This is a genomic window from Nitratireductor sp. ATLC21 (genome assembly GCF_057196525.1).
Genome location: NZ_JBXUOU010000005.1, coordinates 156,276 through 172,548, shown reverse-complemented (window position 1 = coordinate 172,548; position 16,273 = coordinate 156,276). Strand labels below are relative to the sequence as shown.

14 protein-coding genes are annotated in these 16,273 nt (G+C 59.4%); 5 read left to right on the top strand and 9 right to left on the bottom strand.

All coding sequences use genetic code 11. The features are described from left to right. Positions 1 to 14: 14 nt before the first annotated feature. Entirely contained in the window at positions 15 to 884 is an 870-nt protein-coding gene (locus AC2CHD_RS20215; RefSeq protein ID WP_484555077.1) for a methyltransferase domain-containing protein, read from the top strand. A gap of 27 nt (positions 885 to 911) precedes the next feature. On the opposite strand, the gene AC2CHD_RS20210 is transcribed toward AC2CHD_RS20215, so the two are convergent. The 6 genes from AC2CHD_RS20210 to AC2CHD_RS20185 all read right to left on the bottom strand — a co-directional run bounded on the left by AC2CHD_RS20210 (position 912) and on the right by AC2CHD_RS20185 (position 5,149). Further along, the gene (locus AC2CHD_RS20210) at positions 912 to 1,076 is read right to left on the bottom strand and encodes a Flp family type IVb pilin (protein ID WP_484555076.1); all 165 of its coding nucleotides are present in this window, start codon (positions 1,074 to 1,076) and stop codon (positions 912 to 914) included. A gap of 75 nt (positions 1,077 to 1,151) precedes the next feature. Next, positions 1,152 to 1,472: a hypothetical protein gene (locus AC2CHD_RS20205; RefSeq protein ID WP_484555075.1), complete on the bottom strand. Its 321-nt coding sequence runs from the start codon at positions 1,470 to 1,472 to the stop codon at positions 1,152 to 1,154. Between the two features lie 121 nt (positions 1,473 to 1,593). Then, positions 1,594 to 2,007 (bottom strand): (deoxy)nucleoside triphosphate pyrophosphohydrolase, encoded by a 414-nt coding sequence (locus tag AC2CHD_RS20200; RefSeq protein WP_484555074.1) that lies wholly within the window; start codon positions 2,005 to 2,007, stop codon positions 1,594 to 1,596. Between the two features lie 32 nt (positions 2,008 to 2,039). Continuing rightward, a complete protein-coding gene (locus tag AC2CHD_RS20195; RefSeq protein ID WP_484555073.1) occupies positions 2,040 to 2,819 on the bottom strand; it encodes a GNAT family N-acetyltransferase in 780 nt (259 codons plus the stop codon). Between the two features lie 3 nt (positions 2,820 to 2,822). Beyond that, positions 2,823 to 4,064 carry a bifunctional glutamate N-acetyltransferase/amino-acid acetyltransferase ArgJ gene (argJ, locus tag AC2CHD_RS20190; RefSeq protein WP_484555072.1) on the bottom strand — a complete coding sequence of 414 codons (1,242 nt, stop codon included), beginning with the start codon at positions 4,062 to 4,064 and terminating at the stop codon, positions 2,823 to 2,825. 173 nt (positions 4,065 to 4,237) lie between these two features. Continuing rightward, on the bottom strand, positions 4,238 to 5,149 hold the full coding sequence (locus tag AC2CHD_RS20185; RefSeq protein WP_229450044.1) for a peptidylprolyl isomerase: 912 nt from the start codon (positions 5,147 to 5,149) through the stop codon (positions 4,238 to 4,240). A 243-nt stretch (positions 5,150 to 5,392) separates the two neighbouring features. Between AC2CHD_RS20185 and secA the strand changes: the two genes are divergently transcribed. From secA to AC2CHD_RS20165, 4 genes are all read left to right on the top strand, one after another. Beyond that, positions 5,393 to 8,122, top strand: a complete 2,730-nt coding sequence (secA, locus tag AC2CHD_RS20180; RefSeq protein WP_484555071.1) for a preprotein translocase subunit SecA — start codon at positions 5,393 to 5,395, stop codon at positions 8,120 to 8,122. A 153-nt stretch (positions 8,123 to 8,275) separates the two neighbouring features. Beyond that, the gene (locus AC2CHD_RS20175; RefSeq protein WP_484555070.1) at positions 8,276 to 9,688 is read left to right on the top strand and encodes a lipopolysaccharide biosynthesis protein; all 1,413 of its coding nucleotides are present in this window, start codon (positions 8,276 to 8,278) and stop codon (positions 9,686 to 9,688) included. Continuing rightward, on the top strand, positions 9,685 to 10,950 hold the full coding sequence (locus AC2CHD_RS20170; RefSeq protein WP_484555069.1) for a GNAT family N-acetyltransferase: 1,266 nt from the start codon (positions 9,685 to 9,687) through the stop codon (positions 10,948 to 10,950). Before AC2CHD_RS20175 ends, AC2CHD_RS20170 begins: the two co-directional genes overlap by 4 nt. An 88-nt stretch (positions 10,951 to 11,038) precedes the next feature. Beyond that, the gene (locus AC2CHD_RS20165; protein ID WP_484555068.1) at positions 11,039 to 13,324 is read left to right on the top strand and encodes an acyl-CoA dehydrogenase; all 2,286 of its coding nucleotides are present in this window, start codon (positions 11,039 to 11,041) and stop codon (positions 13,322 to 13,324) included. A gap of 17 nt (positions 13,325 to 13,341) precedes the next feature. On the opposite strand, the gene AC2CHD_RS20160 is transcribed toward AC2CHD_RS20165, so the two are convergent. From AC2CHD_RS20160 to AC2CHD_RS20150, 3 genes are all read right to left on the bottom strand, one after another. Then, a complete protein-coding gene (locus tag AC2CHD_RS20160) occupies positions 13,342 to 14,223 on the bottom strand; it encodes a 3-hydroxybutyryl-CoA dehydrogenase (protein ID WP_229450039.1) in 882 nt (293 codons plus the stop codon). A gap of 203 nt (positions 14,224 to 14,426) precedes the next feature. Then, positions 14,427 to 15,356, bottom strand: coding sequence for an electron transfer flavoprotein subunit alpha/FixB family protein (locus AC2CHD_RS20155; protein ID WP_484555067.1), 930 nt, complete (start codon positions 15,354 to 15,356; stop codon positions 14,427 to 14,429). Positions 15,357 to 15,374: 18 nt separating this feature from the next. Further along, positions 15,375 to 16,124 (bottom strand): electron transfer flavoprotein subunit beta/FixA family protein, encoded by a 750-nt coding sequence (locus tag AC2CHD_RS20150; RefSeq protein WP_229450037.1) that lies wholly within the window; start codon positions 16,122 to 16,124, stop codon positions 15,375 to 15,377. Positions 16,125 to 16,273: the final 149 nt, after the last annotated feature.

Genomic DNA, 16,273 nt, shown 5'->3' with positions numbered 1-16,273 from the left:
ACGGAGAATGATCGATGGAACTCCTCTTCGACAGCGAATTGGCCCTTCTGCGCAAGAAGCGCGCCTTGAAACAGGGCGATCCGGGCGCGCGCTTCCTGATGAACCGGGTCGCAGACGATCTGGAAGAGCGGCTATCGACCGTGGACCGGCAGTTCGATCAAGCCGCTGCCGTATTCTGCCTTACGAATGATGCGGCGCGCGCAATGCTTTCAGGCGGCAAGGCAAAAATCGTCACCCGCATCGAAGCGGATCCCGCGTTTCTCGATGGCGACGGGCGGGTCGCAAATGCTGAAACATTGCCAATGGAGCCAGCCAGTTTTGACCTCATCGTCTCGCTTCTTAATCTGCACGAGGTCAACGACGTCCCTGGCATGCTTGCGCAAATCCGGCGCGCGCTGAAACCGGACGGGCTGTTTCTGGGAGCCATGGCCGGCGCCGGCACACTCCAGGAATTGCGTGAGGTTTTGCTGGCTGCAGAGACCGAACTTTCTGCAGGCGCAGCACCGCGCGTCAGCCCCTTCGCGGATGTTCGTGATGTGGGCGGCCTTCTTCAACGGGCGGGCTTCGCGCTACCAGTGGCCGATCTGGAAACCGTCACGGTGCGCTATGCGACCATGTTCGATCTGATGCGCGATCTGCGATCCATGGGCGCGACCAGTATCCTCACTGCCCGATCCCGCAAGCCGGCGACCCGCGCGCTCTTCATGCGCGCGGCGCAGCTTTATGCGGAGCGTTTCTCCGATCCCGACGGACGCATCAGGGCAAGCTTCAACATTGTCTGGATGTCCGGCTGGGCCCCGCATGAATCCCAGCAGAAGCCACTGGCTCCCGGAAGCGCCAAGATGTCTTTGAAAGACGCCTTGGAAAACAGTCGAAAGAAATAGATGCCGTTTCAGGAGGCTGAGGCCGTTCTAGTCAGCCGGCTTCACCTGATCGGCGACGTTTTGATAGGTAGCCGAAAGCTGCTTGCCCGTCTGGGTTGCGCCGACAACAATAGCGAGCGAAATCAAACCCGCGATCAACGCATATTCAATCGCAGTCGCGCCTGATCTGTCCTTGAAAAACTGACGTCCCATTTCCGGGTCCCCCCTGAATAAAGGACGACATTAAGCGGAAAGACTTAAGAAACCCTGAGACCTTCAAGTGCCTCGTCAGCAGTCCCCGCTGTGCAAGCCATCCTGATGGATAACGCATACAGAATTGCGGGATGGCTGCAGCACGCTTCTTCGGATCGTGTAGTTTCGGCCGTCACGCTTGGTGGAGGCGGTGGTGATCGGATCTATGCCAAACGGCGCTCCGATCTGCGCCACATGCGAACGGGTACGCTTTTCGGCGATCGGTGTCAGGATGAGCGCAAGCGCAACGCCAGCGGTGCCAAACAGCAATGCGACCCGAAGGGCACCCATCCCCATATGACCAGCCCGCGTGGTCCAGTCCGCGCGTTCCACATCACTTGCATCGCTGAATGTCATAACAACCCCTCACCGCAAGGTTAAACCCAGCCGCGAATGCGGCGCGCGCCCACAATCAACTTGTCACTGTTGCGTAAACGAAGGCTTAACCCTGACCGGGCGGAGAAACAGGCTGGACGATTTAGAGTAGATCGATGAGGAAAGGTATCAGCGGCGCATCCGCCGGCGGCATCGGATAATCGCGCATGTCGCGGGGCCGCACCCATTTCAGCTCCTGCCCCTCCTGGGCCCGTGGCGTGCCCCAGAAACGGCGGCAGACATAAAGAGGCATCAGCAGGTGGAAATCCTCATAGGTGTGACTGGCAAAGGTGAGCGGCGCCAGGCAGGCCACCTTGGTCTCAATCCCGAGTTCCTCCTGGAGCTCCCGAACGAGCGTGTTCTCCGGCGACTCTCCTGCTTCAACTTTTCCGCCCGGAAACTCCCACAGCCCCGCCAGAGCCTTCCCTTCCGGCCGTTTGGCAAGAAGCACCCGCCCGTCGGGATCAACCAAAGCGCAGGCCGCCACAAGAAGAATACGTTTAGACTGGTCGTTCATAGAGTGCGCTTCCTCTCAGCCGGCGGCGACGGTCAGGTCCGGGGCTGGCGATAATGGTACGAATAGATTTCCCGGAAACCGAGCGCGCGATAGAGACGCACAGCCACGTCATTTCCAGCTTCCACTTGTAGCCACGCGCGCTCAGCACCGTGCGTTTGCGCCCATTTAAGCGCTGAAAGCAGAACACGGCGCCCATAACCCTTCCCACGCCAGGAAGGTCTCGTCGCGATCTCGAACAGACCGGCCAGGTCGCTGTCATGCACGCAAATCGCGGTGGCCACCGGCTCCTCGCCTTTTTCCAGAACGAAAAGCCCGGTCTCAGGCCGGATCGCACCGATGACCCGGGAAAGACCGGCTCGGTGAAGCTCTTCATAGCCGTGCACCTTAAGCGTCGCGTTGACAAAACGCCGGCGGTCCTTGAGCGGAATCTGATCCATGGCTTCGGACAAGTCGGCATCCTGGAGATCGAGTGCCATCACAAGCGAATGCCCAAGGGTGTTCCACCCCTGTTGATCGAGATAGCTGGAGATCTCCGGAGCTGCGAGTGGAGATAGCCGAAAAGTCACCGGTCGCCCATAGGCGCTGAACTGCTCCCTCGCCCGTTCGATGCGTGTTTCGAGATTCCGATAATCCCCCGGATCAAGCGGATTGATGGAATTCAGACGCTTCGCGGGATGACCCGCCGTCAATCGCAGAACCCAGGTCCCGTCATAGGCTACGGTTTCTGCGGGCCATGCACGCAAACCTGCCGCTTCAAAGCGGCGAATGACGGCGAAATCCTTTTTGACGTCCTGCCTCACCTGGCCTGGCACACCCTAGCTCCGATAGTCGCCATTGATGGCAACGTATTCCTTGGTCAGGTCGCAGGTCCAGACGGTGGCCTTGCCGCGCCCGATGCCGAGATCCACGCGCAGCGCAATCTCATCCTTTTTCATATAGGCAGAGGTTGCCTCTTCGGAATAGTCGGGATCGCGTTCGCCCTCATGAGCCACACGAATATCCCCAAACCAGATCGACAAAAGATCACGTTCGGCTGGTTCGCCAGCCTTTCCAACGGCCATGACCACCCGCCCCCAATTCGCATCCTCACCAGCCACAGCCGTTTTCACCAGCGGCGAATTGGCGATGGATAGAGCGATCTTCTTTGCCGAACGAGATGATTTCGCGCCGGTAACCGTGATCTCGAGCTGCTTGCGTGCGCCCTCGCCATCGCGCACGACCTGGAGGGCAAGGGTCTTCAGAATGCGGTTCAGCGCTCGGCGGAACCCCACAAGATTGGGATCCTTCGCATCCGTGATAGTCGGCGCACCGCGCCTGGCCGCGGCCCCCGTTGCAAACATCATCAATGTATCGCTGGTGGAGGTGTCGCTGTCGACCGTAACGGCATTGAACGTCTTGCCCGTTCCCTTTGAGAGAAGCTCCTGCAGCACAGGCGCTGCGATCGGCGCGTCAGTGGCCACAAAAGAAAGCATGGTCGCCATGTCCGGCGCGATCATGCCAGCACCCTTGGCGATACCGTTGATGACCACATCCACCTCGCCCATCCGAACAGTGGCGGTGGCGACTTTTGGATAGGTGTCTGTGGTCATAATGGCCTTAGCAGCCGCCAGCCAGCCCTCCGGCTTCGCATCGGCCACCATCGCGTTCAGGAATCCGGTAACACGCTCGGCAGGAAGCGGTTCTCCGATCACGCCGGTGGACGCCATGAACACCGTGTCTTTTCCCGCGCCGACCGCCTTGGCCGCAGCCTCTCCGACAACCGCCGTCGTGGCACGGCCCTTTTTCCCGGTAAAAGCATTGGCGTTGCCAGAATTTACCACCAGGATACGCGCGGTCCCGCCCGCCAGGTTATCACGGCATAATTCGACGGGAGCGGAGGGGCATTTGGAGCGGGTGAACACTCCGGCCACCGTTGTGCCCTCCTCGAAGACCATCGTCAGGAGGTCCGTTCGTCCCTTGTATTTCACACCGGCTTCGGCCGTTGCGATACGCACGCCTTCCACAACGGGCATGGTCGGATATTTTTTTGGAGCGAGGGGAGAAACTGCAGCGGACATGGCCAGACTTACCAAATTTGCGATTTGTGGTGCATGTCGGTCTGCCCGAGTTTTTTTTCCGACGCAAGCCGAATCCAGATCCGCGCTGGTGTGGCGGAGCGCCCACTATCGTAAATAGAAAAAGCGGCGGACGTCTAACGCCCGCCGCTTTCAGAGTGCGCTATCGTCAGTCCCTATTCGGACTTCGCCGGCTCAGCAGCATCGCCATTCCCGGAGGCCGCCCCTTCACGCTGCTTCTCGATCCCGTCAATGAACTCCTTGAGAGCCGGATCCTTGACATCAACCTCGGCAGCATCACGAAGAGCAGAAACTTCTTCGACATATTTCTCACGCACCAGCAAAGACCGCACCCGATCCTTCACAGCATCGAATGCCGGCGGTTGCTTGGCGCGCTTGTCCTCGACCTTGATGACGTGGAAGCCAAATTGAGTTTCGACCGGTTCCTTCGAATGTTCACCCGGATTGAGCGCAAAGGCGGCCTTTTCAAACTCCGGCACCATTTGCCCAGAAGTGAAATAGCCGAGATCCCCGCCATTGGCCGCCGCACCGTCGGTGGACTTTTCCTTGGCGATTTCTTCGAAATTGCCGCCCTCTTCGAGCTGCTTGATGATCGCCTCGGCTTCTTCCTTGGTTTTTACGAGAATGTGGCGGGCCCGCACCTCGTTGACAGCCGGGGCTTCCGCGATCTGCTTGTCATAGCTGGCGCGCACCTGTTCCTCGGTTACCGCGCCATCGACAACCTTCTCAATAAAGGCTGCATGCAGCGCCTGCTGACGCAGGAACTCAAGACGCTTGGCAAAGGCCTCGCTATCCGCCAGACCTTTTTCCTCGGCTTGAGAGGCCAGAAGCCTGATCTCGATCAATGCGGAGAGCAGTGCTGCGCGACGCTGCGGTTCAGGCAGATTTCCGAACTGCGCGCCGTACTCCTCACCAGCGACGGCCAAATCGCCCTCCGTGATCTCCATACCGTTGACTGTGGCGACGACGTCGGCATCGGCAGCATAGGCAGGCATGAAGCCCACGGCGGCCAGCGTCAGACCGGCCCCAACCTGAACGGCCAGGAAACGGCGAAACGATTTCAGCATGAAACTCTCCGTTCGTGATTCAGAATTTGCCCAAACCGCCTAGGAATATGGCGGAATTTTGCGCAAGAGCGCATGTTTAACGCGGCGTTGACATCACTCTTGGCCCCTCTTATCTGTCCTGATGTCCTGCGTCCAGAACCGTTTTCCGGGCGCTGATCGTAAAATAATTGCTCTCGCTCGGCACGATCGGGGTTGATCCCTGCTTCACCTGTGCCGTCTGTCAGGAAGTGAAAGGACCACTGGATGGTCAGTCTCGGCGGTCTCGCCCGCAAGGTTTTCGGCTCCTCCAACGATCGTCGCGTCAAGGGTTTCCGCCCGCGTGTCGCCGCAATCAACGCGCTCGAAGACGAAATGAAGGCGCTGTCCGACGAGGCATTGCGCGGAAAAACGGAAGAGTTCCGCAAGGAGCTGGCCGCAGGCAAGTCGCTCGACGATATTCTTGTTCCGGCATTCGCCGTGGCCCGAGAAGCTTCGCGGCGGGCCCTTGGCATGCGGCCATTCGACGTGCAGCTCATTGGCGGCATGGTGCTGCATGAAGGCTGCATCGCCGAGATGAAGACTGGTGAAGGCAAGACGCTTGTCGCCACTCTTCCTGTCTACCTCAATGCCCTTTCGGGCAAGGGTGTGCATGTGGTCACGGTCAACGACTATCTGGCCACGCGCGACTCGGAGTGGATGTCCAGACTCTATGGCTTCCTAGGCCTGACGACCGGCGTCATCGTACATGGCATGTCGGATGAGGAACGCCGCGCGGCCTACGCGTGTGACGTGACCTACGGCACCAACAACGAGCTCGGCTTCGACTATCTGCGCGACAACATGAAATATGAGCGCGATCAGATGGTGCAGCGCGGGCATTCCTTCGCGATCGTGGATGAGGTCGATTCGATCCTTATCGACGAGGCTCGTACCCCGCTTATCATCTCTGGTCCGCTGGACGACCGCTCGGAACTCTATAACAAGATCGACACCTTCATTCCGCATCTGGTGGAAGAGGACTATGAAGTCGACGAGAAGCAGCGCACCGCGACCTTCACGGAAGAAGGTACGGAAAAAATGGAGAACATGCTGCGCGAAGCGGGCTTGTTCAAAGGTGATTCGCTTTACGACATCGAGAATGTCGCCATCGTTCACCACCTCAACAATGCCTTGAAAGCGCACAAACTTTTCCAACGCGACAAGGATTACATCGTTCGCAACGGCGAAATCGTCATCATTGACGAGTTTACCGGGCGCATGATGCCGGGCCGCCGCTTCTCCGAAGGGCTCCACCAGTCTCTGGAAGCCAAAGAGAAGGTGGCAATCCAGCCTGAAAACCAGACGCTCGCCTCAATCACCTTCCAGAATTATTTCCGCATGTATGACAAGCTGGCCGGCATGACCGGCACGGCATCGACGGAAGCGGAAGAGTTTGGCAATATTTATGGTCTCGAAGTCATTGAGATCCCGACCAATCTGCCGATCCAGCGCCTTGACGAAGATGACGAGGTATACCGGACCGTCGAAGAGAAATACAAAGCCATTGTCCGGGAGATCAAGGAAGCCAGCGCCAAGGGGCAGCCAATCCTCGTCGGCACGACCTCGATTGAAAAATCCGAGTTTCTTGCTGAACGACTCCGGCAGGAAGGCATCAAGGATTTCGAAGTTCTGAACGCCCGCCACCATGAGCGCGAGGCCTTTATTGTCGCGCAGGCAGGCAAGCCCGGCGCCATCACGATCGCCACGAACATGGCTGGTCGCGGCACGGACATCCAGCTCGGTGGCAACCCGGAGATGCGAATTGCAGAAGAGCTGGGCGACATGGAACCCGGCCCCGAACGCGATGCCAAGGAGCAGGCCATCCGCGAGGATGTGAAACGGCTGAAAGAGCAGGCGCTTGCTGCCGGCGGCCTCTACGTTCTGGCGACGGAGCGTCACGAAAGCCGGCGCATCGACAACCAGCTGCGCGGACGTTCCGGACGCCAGGGCGACCCCGGCCGCTCGAAGTTCTTCCTGTCGCTTCAGGACGATCTGATGCGCATCTTCGGTTCCGATCGGATGGACGGGATGCTGCAGAAGCTTGGCCTCAAGGAAGACGAAGCCATCGTCCATCCCTGGATCAACAAGGCGCTTGAAAAGGCGCAGAAGAAGGTCGAGGCCCGCAACTTCGACATCCGCAAGAATCTGCTCAAGTTCGACGATGTGATGAACGACCAGCGCAAGGTCGTTTTCGAACAACGTCTCGAACTCATGGACGGAGAAAATCTGTCAGAGACAGTCGCCGAAATGCGCCAGGACACGATCGACGATCTGGTTGCACGGCATATACCCGAGAAAGCCTATGCTGAGCAGTGGGAAACGAAGGAACTGCGCGAAGCAGTAAAAGCGTCGCTCAATCTGGATCTCCCCATCGATGAGTGGGCTCAGGAAGAAGGCATTGCCGAAGACGACATCCGCGAGCGGATCAGCGAGGCGACAGAGGCCGCGGCCAAGGACCGGGCCGAGCGCTTCGGCCCCGAGATCATGACCTATGTGGAGAAGTCCATTCTTCTGCAGACGCTCGACAGCCTGTGGCGCGAGCATCTGGTCAATCTCGATCATCTTCGCTCGGTTATCGGCTTCCGCGGCTACGCGCAGCGCGATCCGCTCAACGAGTACAAATCCGAGGCATTCGAGCTTTTTCAGGCGATGCTCAGCAATCTGCGCCAGGTGGTCACCTCGCAGCTCATGCGTGTGGAGTTAGTCAGGGAGGCTGCGGAGGCACCGCCACCGGAAACACCGGATATGCAGGCTCATCACATTGACGGCTCGACCGGAGAGGACGAGTTTGCAGATGGCGAGACGATAGCGCTCGCGCGCAGCGAAAACAGCGTCGTCCCTGCAGAGGAGCGCGACCCCAACGACCCCGCGACCTGGGGCAAGGTGGGCCGAAACGAAGCGTGCCCATGCGGCTCCGGGAAAAAGTACAAGCATTGTCACGGCGCCTTCGCCTGAGGCGATCGCCCAGACGTACAGATAAAAGCCGGGTTTACCCCGGCTTTTTTTGTTGGCTTTCCATCACCGAATCCGGTGCTGACCACCGCCTTTCATGATTCTTAAGCAGTTTGCACTAAAGCGTTGTGCACATGTCTTGAGAGGAGTGGGGTGGTGCGTTTTTCAGCCACGGGAACAGGTGATCGCTTGCTGCCGGCGCAGCTTGCTGAGCGCGTACGCCCGTGGCTCACCAAGGTCGACGGCCTGATCAACGCCCGTGACGCCCGCGGGGAGGCAGGCCGCAATGCGCTCATCGCCTTCGCCATCCGCATCATCAACGCAGTGATCGCCTTTTTCAGCCAGGTTTTCCTTGCGCGTTGGATGGGCAGTTTCGAATACGGAATCTACGTGCTCGTCTGGGTGACAATGATCATCCTCGGCAACATTTCATGCCTCGGCTTTCATACGGCAATTATCCGCTTCATCCCGGAATACCGCACGAAAGGCGCGTTTGGGGAGCTGCGCGGCGTCAACATCGCCGGCCGGCTTTTCGTGCTGGCAACATCGACGATCTTCATGCTCGCGGGACTGTTGGGACTGTATTTTCTAACGCCGGTCATCGAGTCCTACTACATCGTTCCGTTCTACCTTGGCCTGATCTGCCTGCCGATGCTGGCGCTCAGTGACCTGCTGCAGGGTGTTTCTCGAGCCAATGCATGGGTGATCTGGGCCCTGCTTCCGGCCTATTTCATTCGCCCGTTGCTCATCCTGCTGTTCATGGCCGTCGCTGTGCTGAGCGGCTACGCACCTGACGCGACAACCGCGATCGTCACAGCCATCATTGCCACCTATGTGACGACACTGCTGCAGTTTGCGAGCATCACCACCCGCGTGGATCGCAACATGCCTTCCGGCAGGCCCCGCTATGAAATGAAGCACTGGGTCAGCGTCTCGCTGCCCATCTTTCTCGTCGAAAGTTTCTACTTTCTGCTCACCAACGCGGACGTGCTGATGGTGGGACGGTATATGGCTCCAACCGACGTCGCTGTCTATTTTGCCACCGTCAAGACGCTGGCCCTTGTGCATTTCGTCTATTTTGCGGTGAAGGCAAGCGTTGCTCAACGCTACTCCGCCTACATGCATGGCGGGGACCGGTCGGGGCTGGCAAGCTTTGCTGCGGAAACCGTCAGCTGGACCTTCTGGCCATCCCTCGCCATGGGCGTGATCGTGCTGATTATCGGCAAGCCGATGCTGATGCTTTTCGGCAGTGGTTTTACTGCCGGCTATCCTCTTCTGTTCCTGCTTGTCTCGTGTGTGGTCGCCCGAGCCGCCGTCGGACCTGCGGAAAGTCTGCTTACGATGAGCGGGTTTCAAAAAATCTGCGCCGGAATCTACGCCGTTACGCTCGGCATCAACATCGGTCTCAACATGATCCTGATACCACTATACGGGCTGTGGGGAGCAGCGATCGCGACAGGTATTGCCATTCTCTTCGAGGCCGGCTCGCTATCCTTTATCGCTTGGCGGAAGCTTGGGATCCGCATGCTGGTCTTTCTCCCCCGCTTTCGAAAGGAGGCCAATCCGTGAGCATCCCCCCTCTCCTTGAAGAGACGAGCGGCGGCACGGGAGGGTCCGACAGTGATCTGGCCCGCGATGCCACGCTGGAACCCGATACCGAGCGCCTCGCCTCGGTGACCACGGGCGACCAAAAGCGCAAACTCGCGGTTTATCCGGCGTCAGCCGGTTTCGAGCTGGTCGATGAACTGGATTATCTGGCAGCCCGTTCCATCGAGACAAACATATTTTTCAATCCGCGCTTTCTGGCTCCGGCCATGCCTCGATTGGAAGACCGGGAAGTGCGGTTGGCCGTGATCCGCGACGGAACGGAAGACCGCAGTCGATTGCGCCTTCTTGTTCCTTTTACGGTTGAACGTCCGCTCCTGCCATTCAGCGTTCCGGTACTGCGCACCTGGGCAAATCCCTTCGGTCCGCTCGGCACCCCTCTCGTCGACTATGACGACCCGGCTGGCGTAATCGAGGATTTCTTCGCCATGCTCGCCCGGCCGCACCTTGATCTCCCGAAGGTTTTCGTCTTGCCGGATGTCGGCCTGGACGGCGCATTTGCCGCCATCCTGCGTACGGTGGTGGACGCGCGCAACCTGCCGTTCCAGATCACCAATCGGGTTGAGCGGCCGACACTCGAGAGCGCCCTGGATGGGGATACATATCTGCGAGATTCCCTGCGCTCACATCACTACCGCGAGTTCCGGCGCCTAAGAAGGCGCCTGGGAGAACTGGGCAACCTCGAATACCGCATTGCCCGCCACCCCGATGAAGTCAGGCACGGCGTCGAAGCCTTCCTCACCCTTGAAGCGTCCGGCTGGAAAGGACGGGAAAGGACCGCCATGGCGATCGATCGTTACCGTGCAGCCTTCGCACGGGAAGCGGTTCATCGCCTCTGCGAACGCGACATGTGCCGCATTCACATGCTGACGCTCGATGATGTGGTTATCGCCTGCCTGATTGTCTTCATTGAGAACGGCACGGCCTACACATGGAAAACGGCTTATGACGAAAGCTTCGCCACCTATTCTCCAGGCACGCTTCTCATGATCGAGGTCACGAAAACCCATCTCGATGACCCAAACATCATCATGACGGATTCCTGTGCGGTGCCAGATCACCCGGTGATGAGCCGCCTGTGGAGCGAGCGTCGTCCCCTGGGAACGATGGTCGTCGGGCTTACGCCCGATGCAGACCGCCACGTGCGTAAGGCAGCGGCCCAGCTTGGCCTGGCACGGCGTGTGCGCAATCGTCTGCGCATCATGCGCAATCGTCTGCGCGGCTGAGCACACGAGCGGGAACCATCCCTCCGCGAAGCCCGTTCGCCTCCCAGAGGCAAGCCTGTTATATTGGCGCAACACTGGAGGCCCGGTCATGCGTTTCAAAACCTTTCGCCGAGACCGCATCTCAAAGCCCATCTTCAACTGGGCCCGCAAGATCATGCCACCGATTTCCGAGACGGAGCGGGAAGCGATCGATGCGGGGACGGTCTGGTGGGACGGCGAACTTTTCACCGGGAATCCTGATTGGGAACAGTTCCTGGCCATGCCGCCGGCGCGCCTTTCCGAAGAGGAGCAGGCCTTCATGGACGGCCCCGTGCGCGAGCTCTGCGCCATGGTCGATGATTGGACGCTCAACTGGCGCGATCACGATCTCTCCCCCGCCGTATGGAATTTCATGCGCAGGAACAAATTCTTCGGAATGATCATCCCGAAGGAGTTTGGTGGGCTCGGCTTCTCAAACACCGCCCATTCGGAGGTGGTGCGCACGCTCTCCTCTGCAAGCGTCGTCGCCGGCGTCACCGTAATGGTGCCCAACTCGCTTGGGCCTGGCGAATTGCTCATGCATTTCGGCACCGATGAGCAGCGCAAATACTGGCTGCCGCGCTTGGCAGATGGGCGCGAAATACCGTGTTTCGGCCTTACCTCCCCGCACGCAGGCTCTGACGCCGCGGCGATGACGGACACGGGTGTGGTTGAATATGGGACCTGGAAGGGCAAGAAGGTTCTGGGCCTGCGGCTCAATTTTCACAAGCGTTATATCACGCTTGGGCCCGTAGCCACCGTAATGGGCCTCGCCTTCAAGATGCGAGACCCGGAAAATCACCTCGGCCGCGGAGAGGATCTGGGCATCACCGTCGCGCTGCTGCCGACCAGCACAAAGGGTGTGCGCCACGGCGACCGGCATATTCCGCAGTTCACCTTCTTCCAGAACGGACCGCTCTATGGCGAGGATGTCTTCGTGCCGCTGGACCACATTCTCGGTGGCGAGAAGCAGATCGGTCAGGGCTGGACCATGCTGATGACGGCGCTCGCTGCCGGGCGCAGCATCTCGCTTCCCTCGCAGTCGGCCGCATCCGCCGCAATGTGCGCACGCGCCACCGGCGCCTATGCGCGGGTGCGCACGCAGTTCAACGTGCCAATCGGCTATTTCGAGGGCATTCAGGAGCCGCTGGCCGAGCTCTGCGGCAACGCCTATCTGATCGATGCGGCGCGGCGGGCAACACTTGCGGCGCTCGATGAAGGGCACAAGCCTTCGGTTATTTCCGCCATCATGAAATATCACGCCACAGAGCGCATGCGCCGTTCCGTCGAGCACGCGATGGATATTCACGGCGGCAAGGCAATCATAGACGGCCCGAGCAACTACATGGGCGCGGCCTATCGGGCGGTGCCGGTCGGCATCACCGTGGAGGGCGCCAACATCCTCACCCGAAATCTGATGATTTTCGGCCAGGGTGCCATTCGCTCCCACCCCTATATGCTCGAAGAATTGCTGGCGCTATCGCACGAGAACAGGGAGGAAGGGCTCGATCTTTTCGACAAGGCCTTCTGGAAGCATGTCGGCCATGCTTTCAAGACCGCCGGTCGCGCCTTCCTGCGTGGCTGGACCGGTGGCCTTCTGAGCCCTGCTCCGAAGGGAGCGGCAATGCCGCGTCACTGGAAAACCCTTTCGCGTCATTCCGCAGCCTTCGCTCTCCTGTCCGATTTCGCATTGCTCACACTCGGCGGATCGCTCAAACGCCGGGAGATGATTTCAGCCCGTCTGGGAGACATCCTTGCAGAACTCTATCTGCTGGGTGCCGTTCTGAAACGCTACGAAAGCGAAGGACGCTTCGCCGAAGACAAGCCAATCGTCGACTATCTCATGCAAGCGGGCGAGGCGCGGATGGGCATTGCTTTCCGTGGCGTTCTCGACAATTTGCCATCGCGGCCCGCCGCTTGGCTGGTGCGTTTGATCGCTTTCCCGTGGGGCGTCCCCAACCCGGTTCCTTCGGATCGTCTCATCACCAAGCTTGCCGAAATCCTTCTGAAACCCTCTCAGCAGCGGGACAGGCTGACGCCCGACCTGTATCTCGGTCAGGGGCACGATGCGCATCCGCTCAAGGATCTGGAACGTGCGTTCCGGCTCGTCGTCGATGCGGCCCCCATCGAGAAAAAGATGCGCGCCAAAAAGATCAGCGACGCACAGGAGGCCCACGATATGGATCTCATCAGCGATGCCGAATTCACGCAGCTGCGCGAAGCGCGGGACGCTGTCGAAAAGGTTATCGCTGTCGACGCTTTCCCCATGGAAGAGATTTCGGCAACAGCTGCACAGCATAAGACAAAAAAGCCCGCCGCACGGCGCAAAACGCCGCAGCGGCAGGCTGCTGAATAGAGAGCTGCGAGCCGGAATTATCGTGTCGGGACCGGCGTCTCACCGCGGTAGTCATAAAAGCCGCGGCCGGTCTTGCGGCCAAGCCAGCCGGCTTCAACGTATTTTACCAGCAGCGGGCATGGACGGTATTTGGAATCGGCCAATCCCTCGTAAAGCACCTGCATGATCGACAGGCAGGTGTCGAGGCCAATGAAATCGGCAAGTTGCAATGGGCCCATCGGATGGTTGGCGCCGAGTTTCATCGCCGTGTCGATGGCTTCAACCGTCCCCACGCCTTCGTAGAGCGTGTAAATTGCTTCATTGATCATCGGCAACAGGATGCGGTTCACGATGAACGCGGGGAAGTCCTCCGCCACCGTAATCGTCTTCTCGAGGCTTTCGACAAAGCCGCGTGCCTTCTCAAACGTGTCATCTTCCGTGGCGATGCCGCGCACGAGTTCCACCAGCTTCATCACCGGAACGGGATTCATGAAGTGAATGCCGATGAAGCGCTCGGCCCGATCAGTCTGTGCGGCAAGGCGCGTGATGGAGATCGATGAGGTGTTGGTGGCGACGATGGCTTCCGGATTCAGCACCGGGCAAAGCTGCGCGAAAATCTTCCGCTTGACGGTTTCATCTTCGGTCGCCGCCTCGATCACGAGGTCCATATCGGCGAGTGCTTCCATGGTGGTGGCCGGAGCAATGCGCGCCAAGGCGTCCTGACGAACCTTGTCTTCGAGTTTTCCCGATGAAACCTGCCGCGCCATATTGCCGGAAATCGTCGCTATACCCGCCTCGATCCGCTCGGCGGAAAGATCGTAGAGCTTCACGTTATAGCCCGCCAGCGCGGCGACATGGGCAATACCGCTACCCATTTGGCCCGCGCCAATCACACCTACTTTCTCAATCTTTCCAGTCATGTCGAAAACCCCGTGAGATGCGACCTGCACCCTTCGTCAGTGTTGTTGCGCTGCAAACTAAATGGGAGGCGCAATGGCGTCTACCCCCGCGCGGAAAATCCTTCCGTGATGTCCGTGCGGTGTTCGCTTTGGTGCCGCAAACAAAAAAGACCCCGCTCGAAAGCGGGGCCGTTGCCTGAGATTCCGGTGTTCTTGTTACAGGCTCAGAGCGCCTTCTCGAGCTCCGGCAGCACATCGAAAAGGTCTGCAACCAGGCCATAATCGGCGACCTGGAAGATCGGGGCTTCTTCATCCTTGTTGATCGCTACGATCACCTTGGAATCCTTCATACCGGCCAGATGCTGGATCGCACCGGAAATGCCGCAGGCGATGTAGAGATCGGGCGCAACCACCTTACCCGTCTGCCCCACCTGCCAGTCGTTCGGGGCATAGCCCGCATCGACAGCTGCGCGCGAAGCGCCAACAGCAGCTCCCAGCTTGTCCGCAACAGGCAGGATGACCTCGTTGAACTTCTCTTCCGAGCCCAGCGCACGACCGCCCGAAATGATGATCTTGGCAGAAGTCAGTTCAGGCCGGTCACTTTCTGCGATGCGGTTTTCCACGAATGCCGAAAGGCCGGCATCAGCCGGCGCGTCGACGCTGTCCACCGCGGCAGAGCCCCCTTCGCCTGCCGCCTGGAAGGACGATGTGCGCACCGTAAGCACCCGCTTGGCGTCGGTTGCCTCGACGGTCTGGATCGCGTTGCCGGCATAAATGGGGCGCTTGAACGTCTTGGCATCCACCACTTCGATTACGTCGGACACCTGCATGACATCGAGCAGGGCCGCGACACGCGGCATGACATTCTTGCCCGTTGTCGTCGCCGACGCGACAAGCGTGTCGTATCCGTCAGCCAGAGAAATCACGAGGTCGGCGAGCGGCTCGGCAAGTCGCTCCGCAAGCGCATCGCTTTCCGCGAGGAGAACCTTGCGCACACCCGAAAGCTTCGCCGCTGCGTCGGCGGCGGCCTTCGCGTCTTTGCCAGCTACAAGCACATCCACATCAGAGCCGATCTGGCTCGCTGCGGCGAGCGCCTTGGCGGTCTGATCGGAAAGGGTTTCGTTATCGTGTTCGGCAATCAGAAGAATAGCCATTTTGTCTCTCCCTCTCCGTTAAAGCACGCCGGCTTCGTTTTTCAGTTTGTCGACCAGCTCGGCCACCGAGCCCACCTTGATGCCCGCCTTGCGGCCGGCCGGTTCCTCGGTCTTGAGCACCTTCAGGCGTGCCTTCACCTCGACGCCGAAATCGCCGGGCTCCTTGGTGTCGAGCGGCTTCTTTTTGGCTTTCATGATGTTCGGCAGAGAAGCATAGCGCGGCTCGTTCAGGCGCAGGTCCGTTGTCACGATGGCCGGCAGTTTGAGCTCGACCACCTGGAGACCGCCATCCACCTCACGCGTCACCTTGGCCTTGCCGTCTGAAAGCTCCACATCCGAAGCAAATGTTCCCTGGCTCCAGCCAAGCAGCGCGGCCAACATCTGGCCGGTCTGGTTGGAATCGTCATCGATGGCCTGTTTGCCGAGGATCACGATTTCCGGCTTCTCCTCCTCGACAACGCCCTTGAGGATCTTCGCCACGTCAAGCGGCTCGACCGCCTCGTCGGTCTTGACGAGGATCGCGCGGTCAGCGCCCATGGCGAGCGCGGTGCGCAGCGTTTCCTGAGCTTTCTCCGGGCCAATCGAAACGGCGACAATTTCCTCAACCTTGCCGGCTTCCTTCATGCGGATCGCTTCTTCAACCGCGATTTCACAAAACGGGTTCATCGCCATTTTGACATTCGTCAGCTCGACACCGGAGCCATCCGCCTTCACGCGGGGCTTCACATTGGCGTCAATGACCCGCTTGACCGGAACAAGGACTTTCATGCGCAATCACCTTCCATGGTGGACTTCGGTTCTGATGCTGGATACCAGCAGATGGACGCGCCGGATGGCTGAATGCCGACATGTGCAGGGAAATTCAGAACACTCCTCCTCCCCCTTCATGCGGTATGCCGCCGGAGTTGGCGGGACCG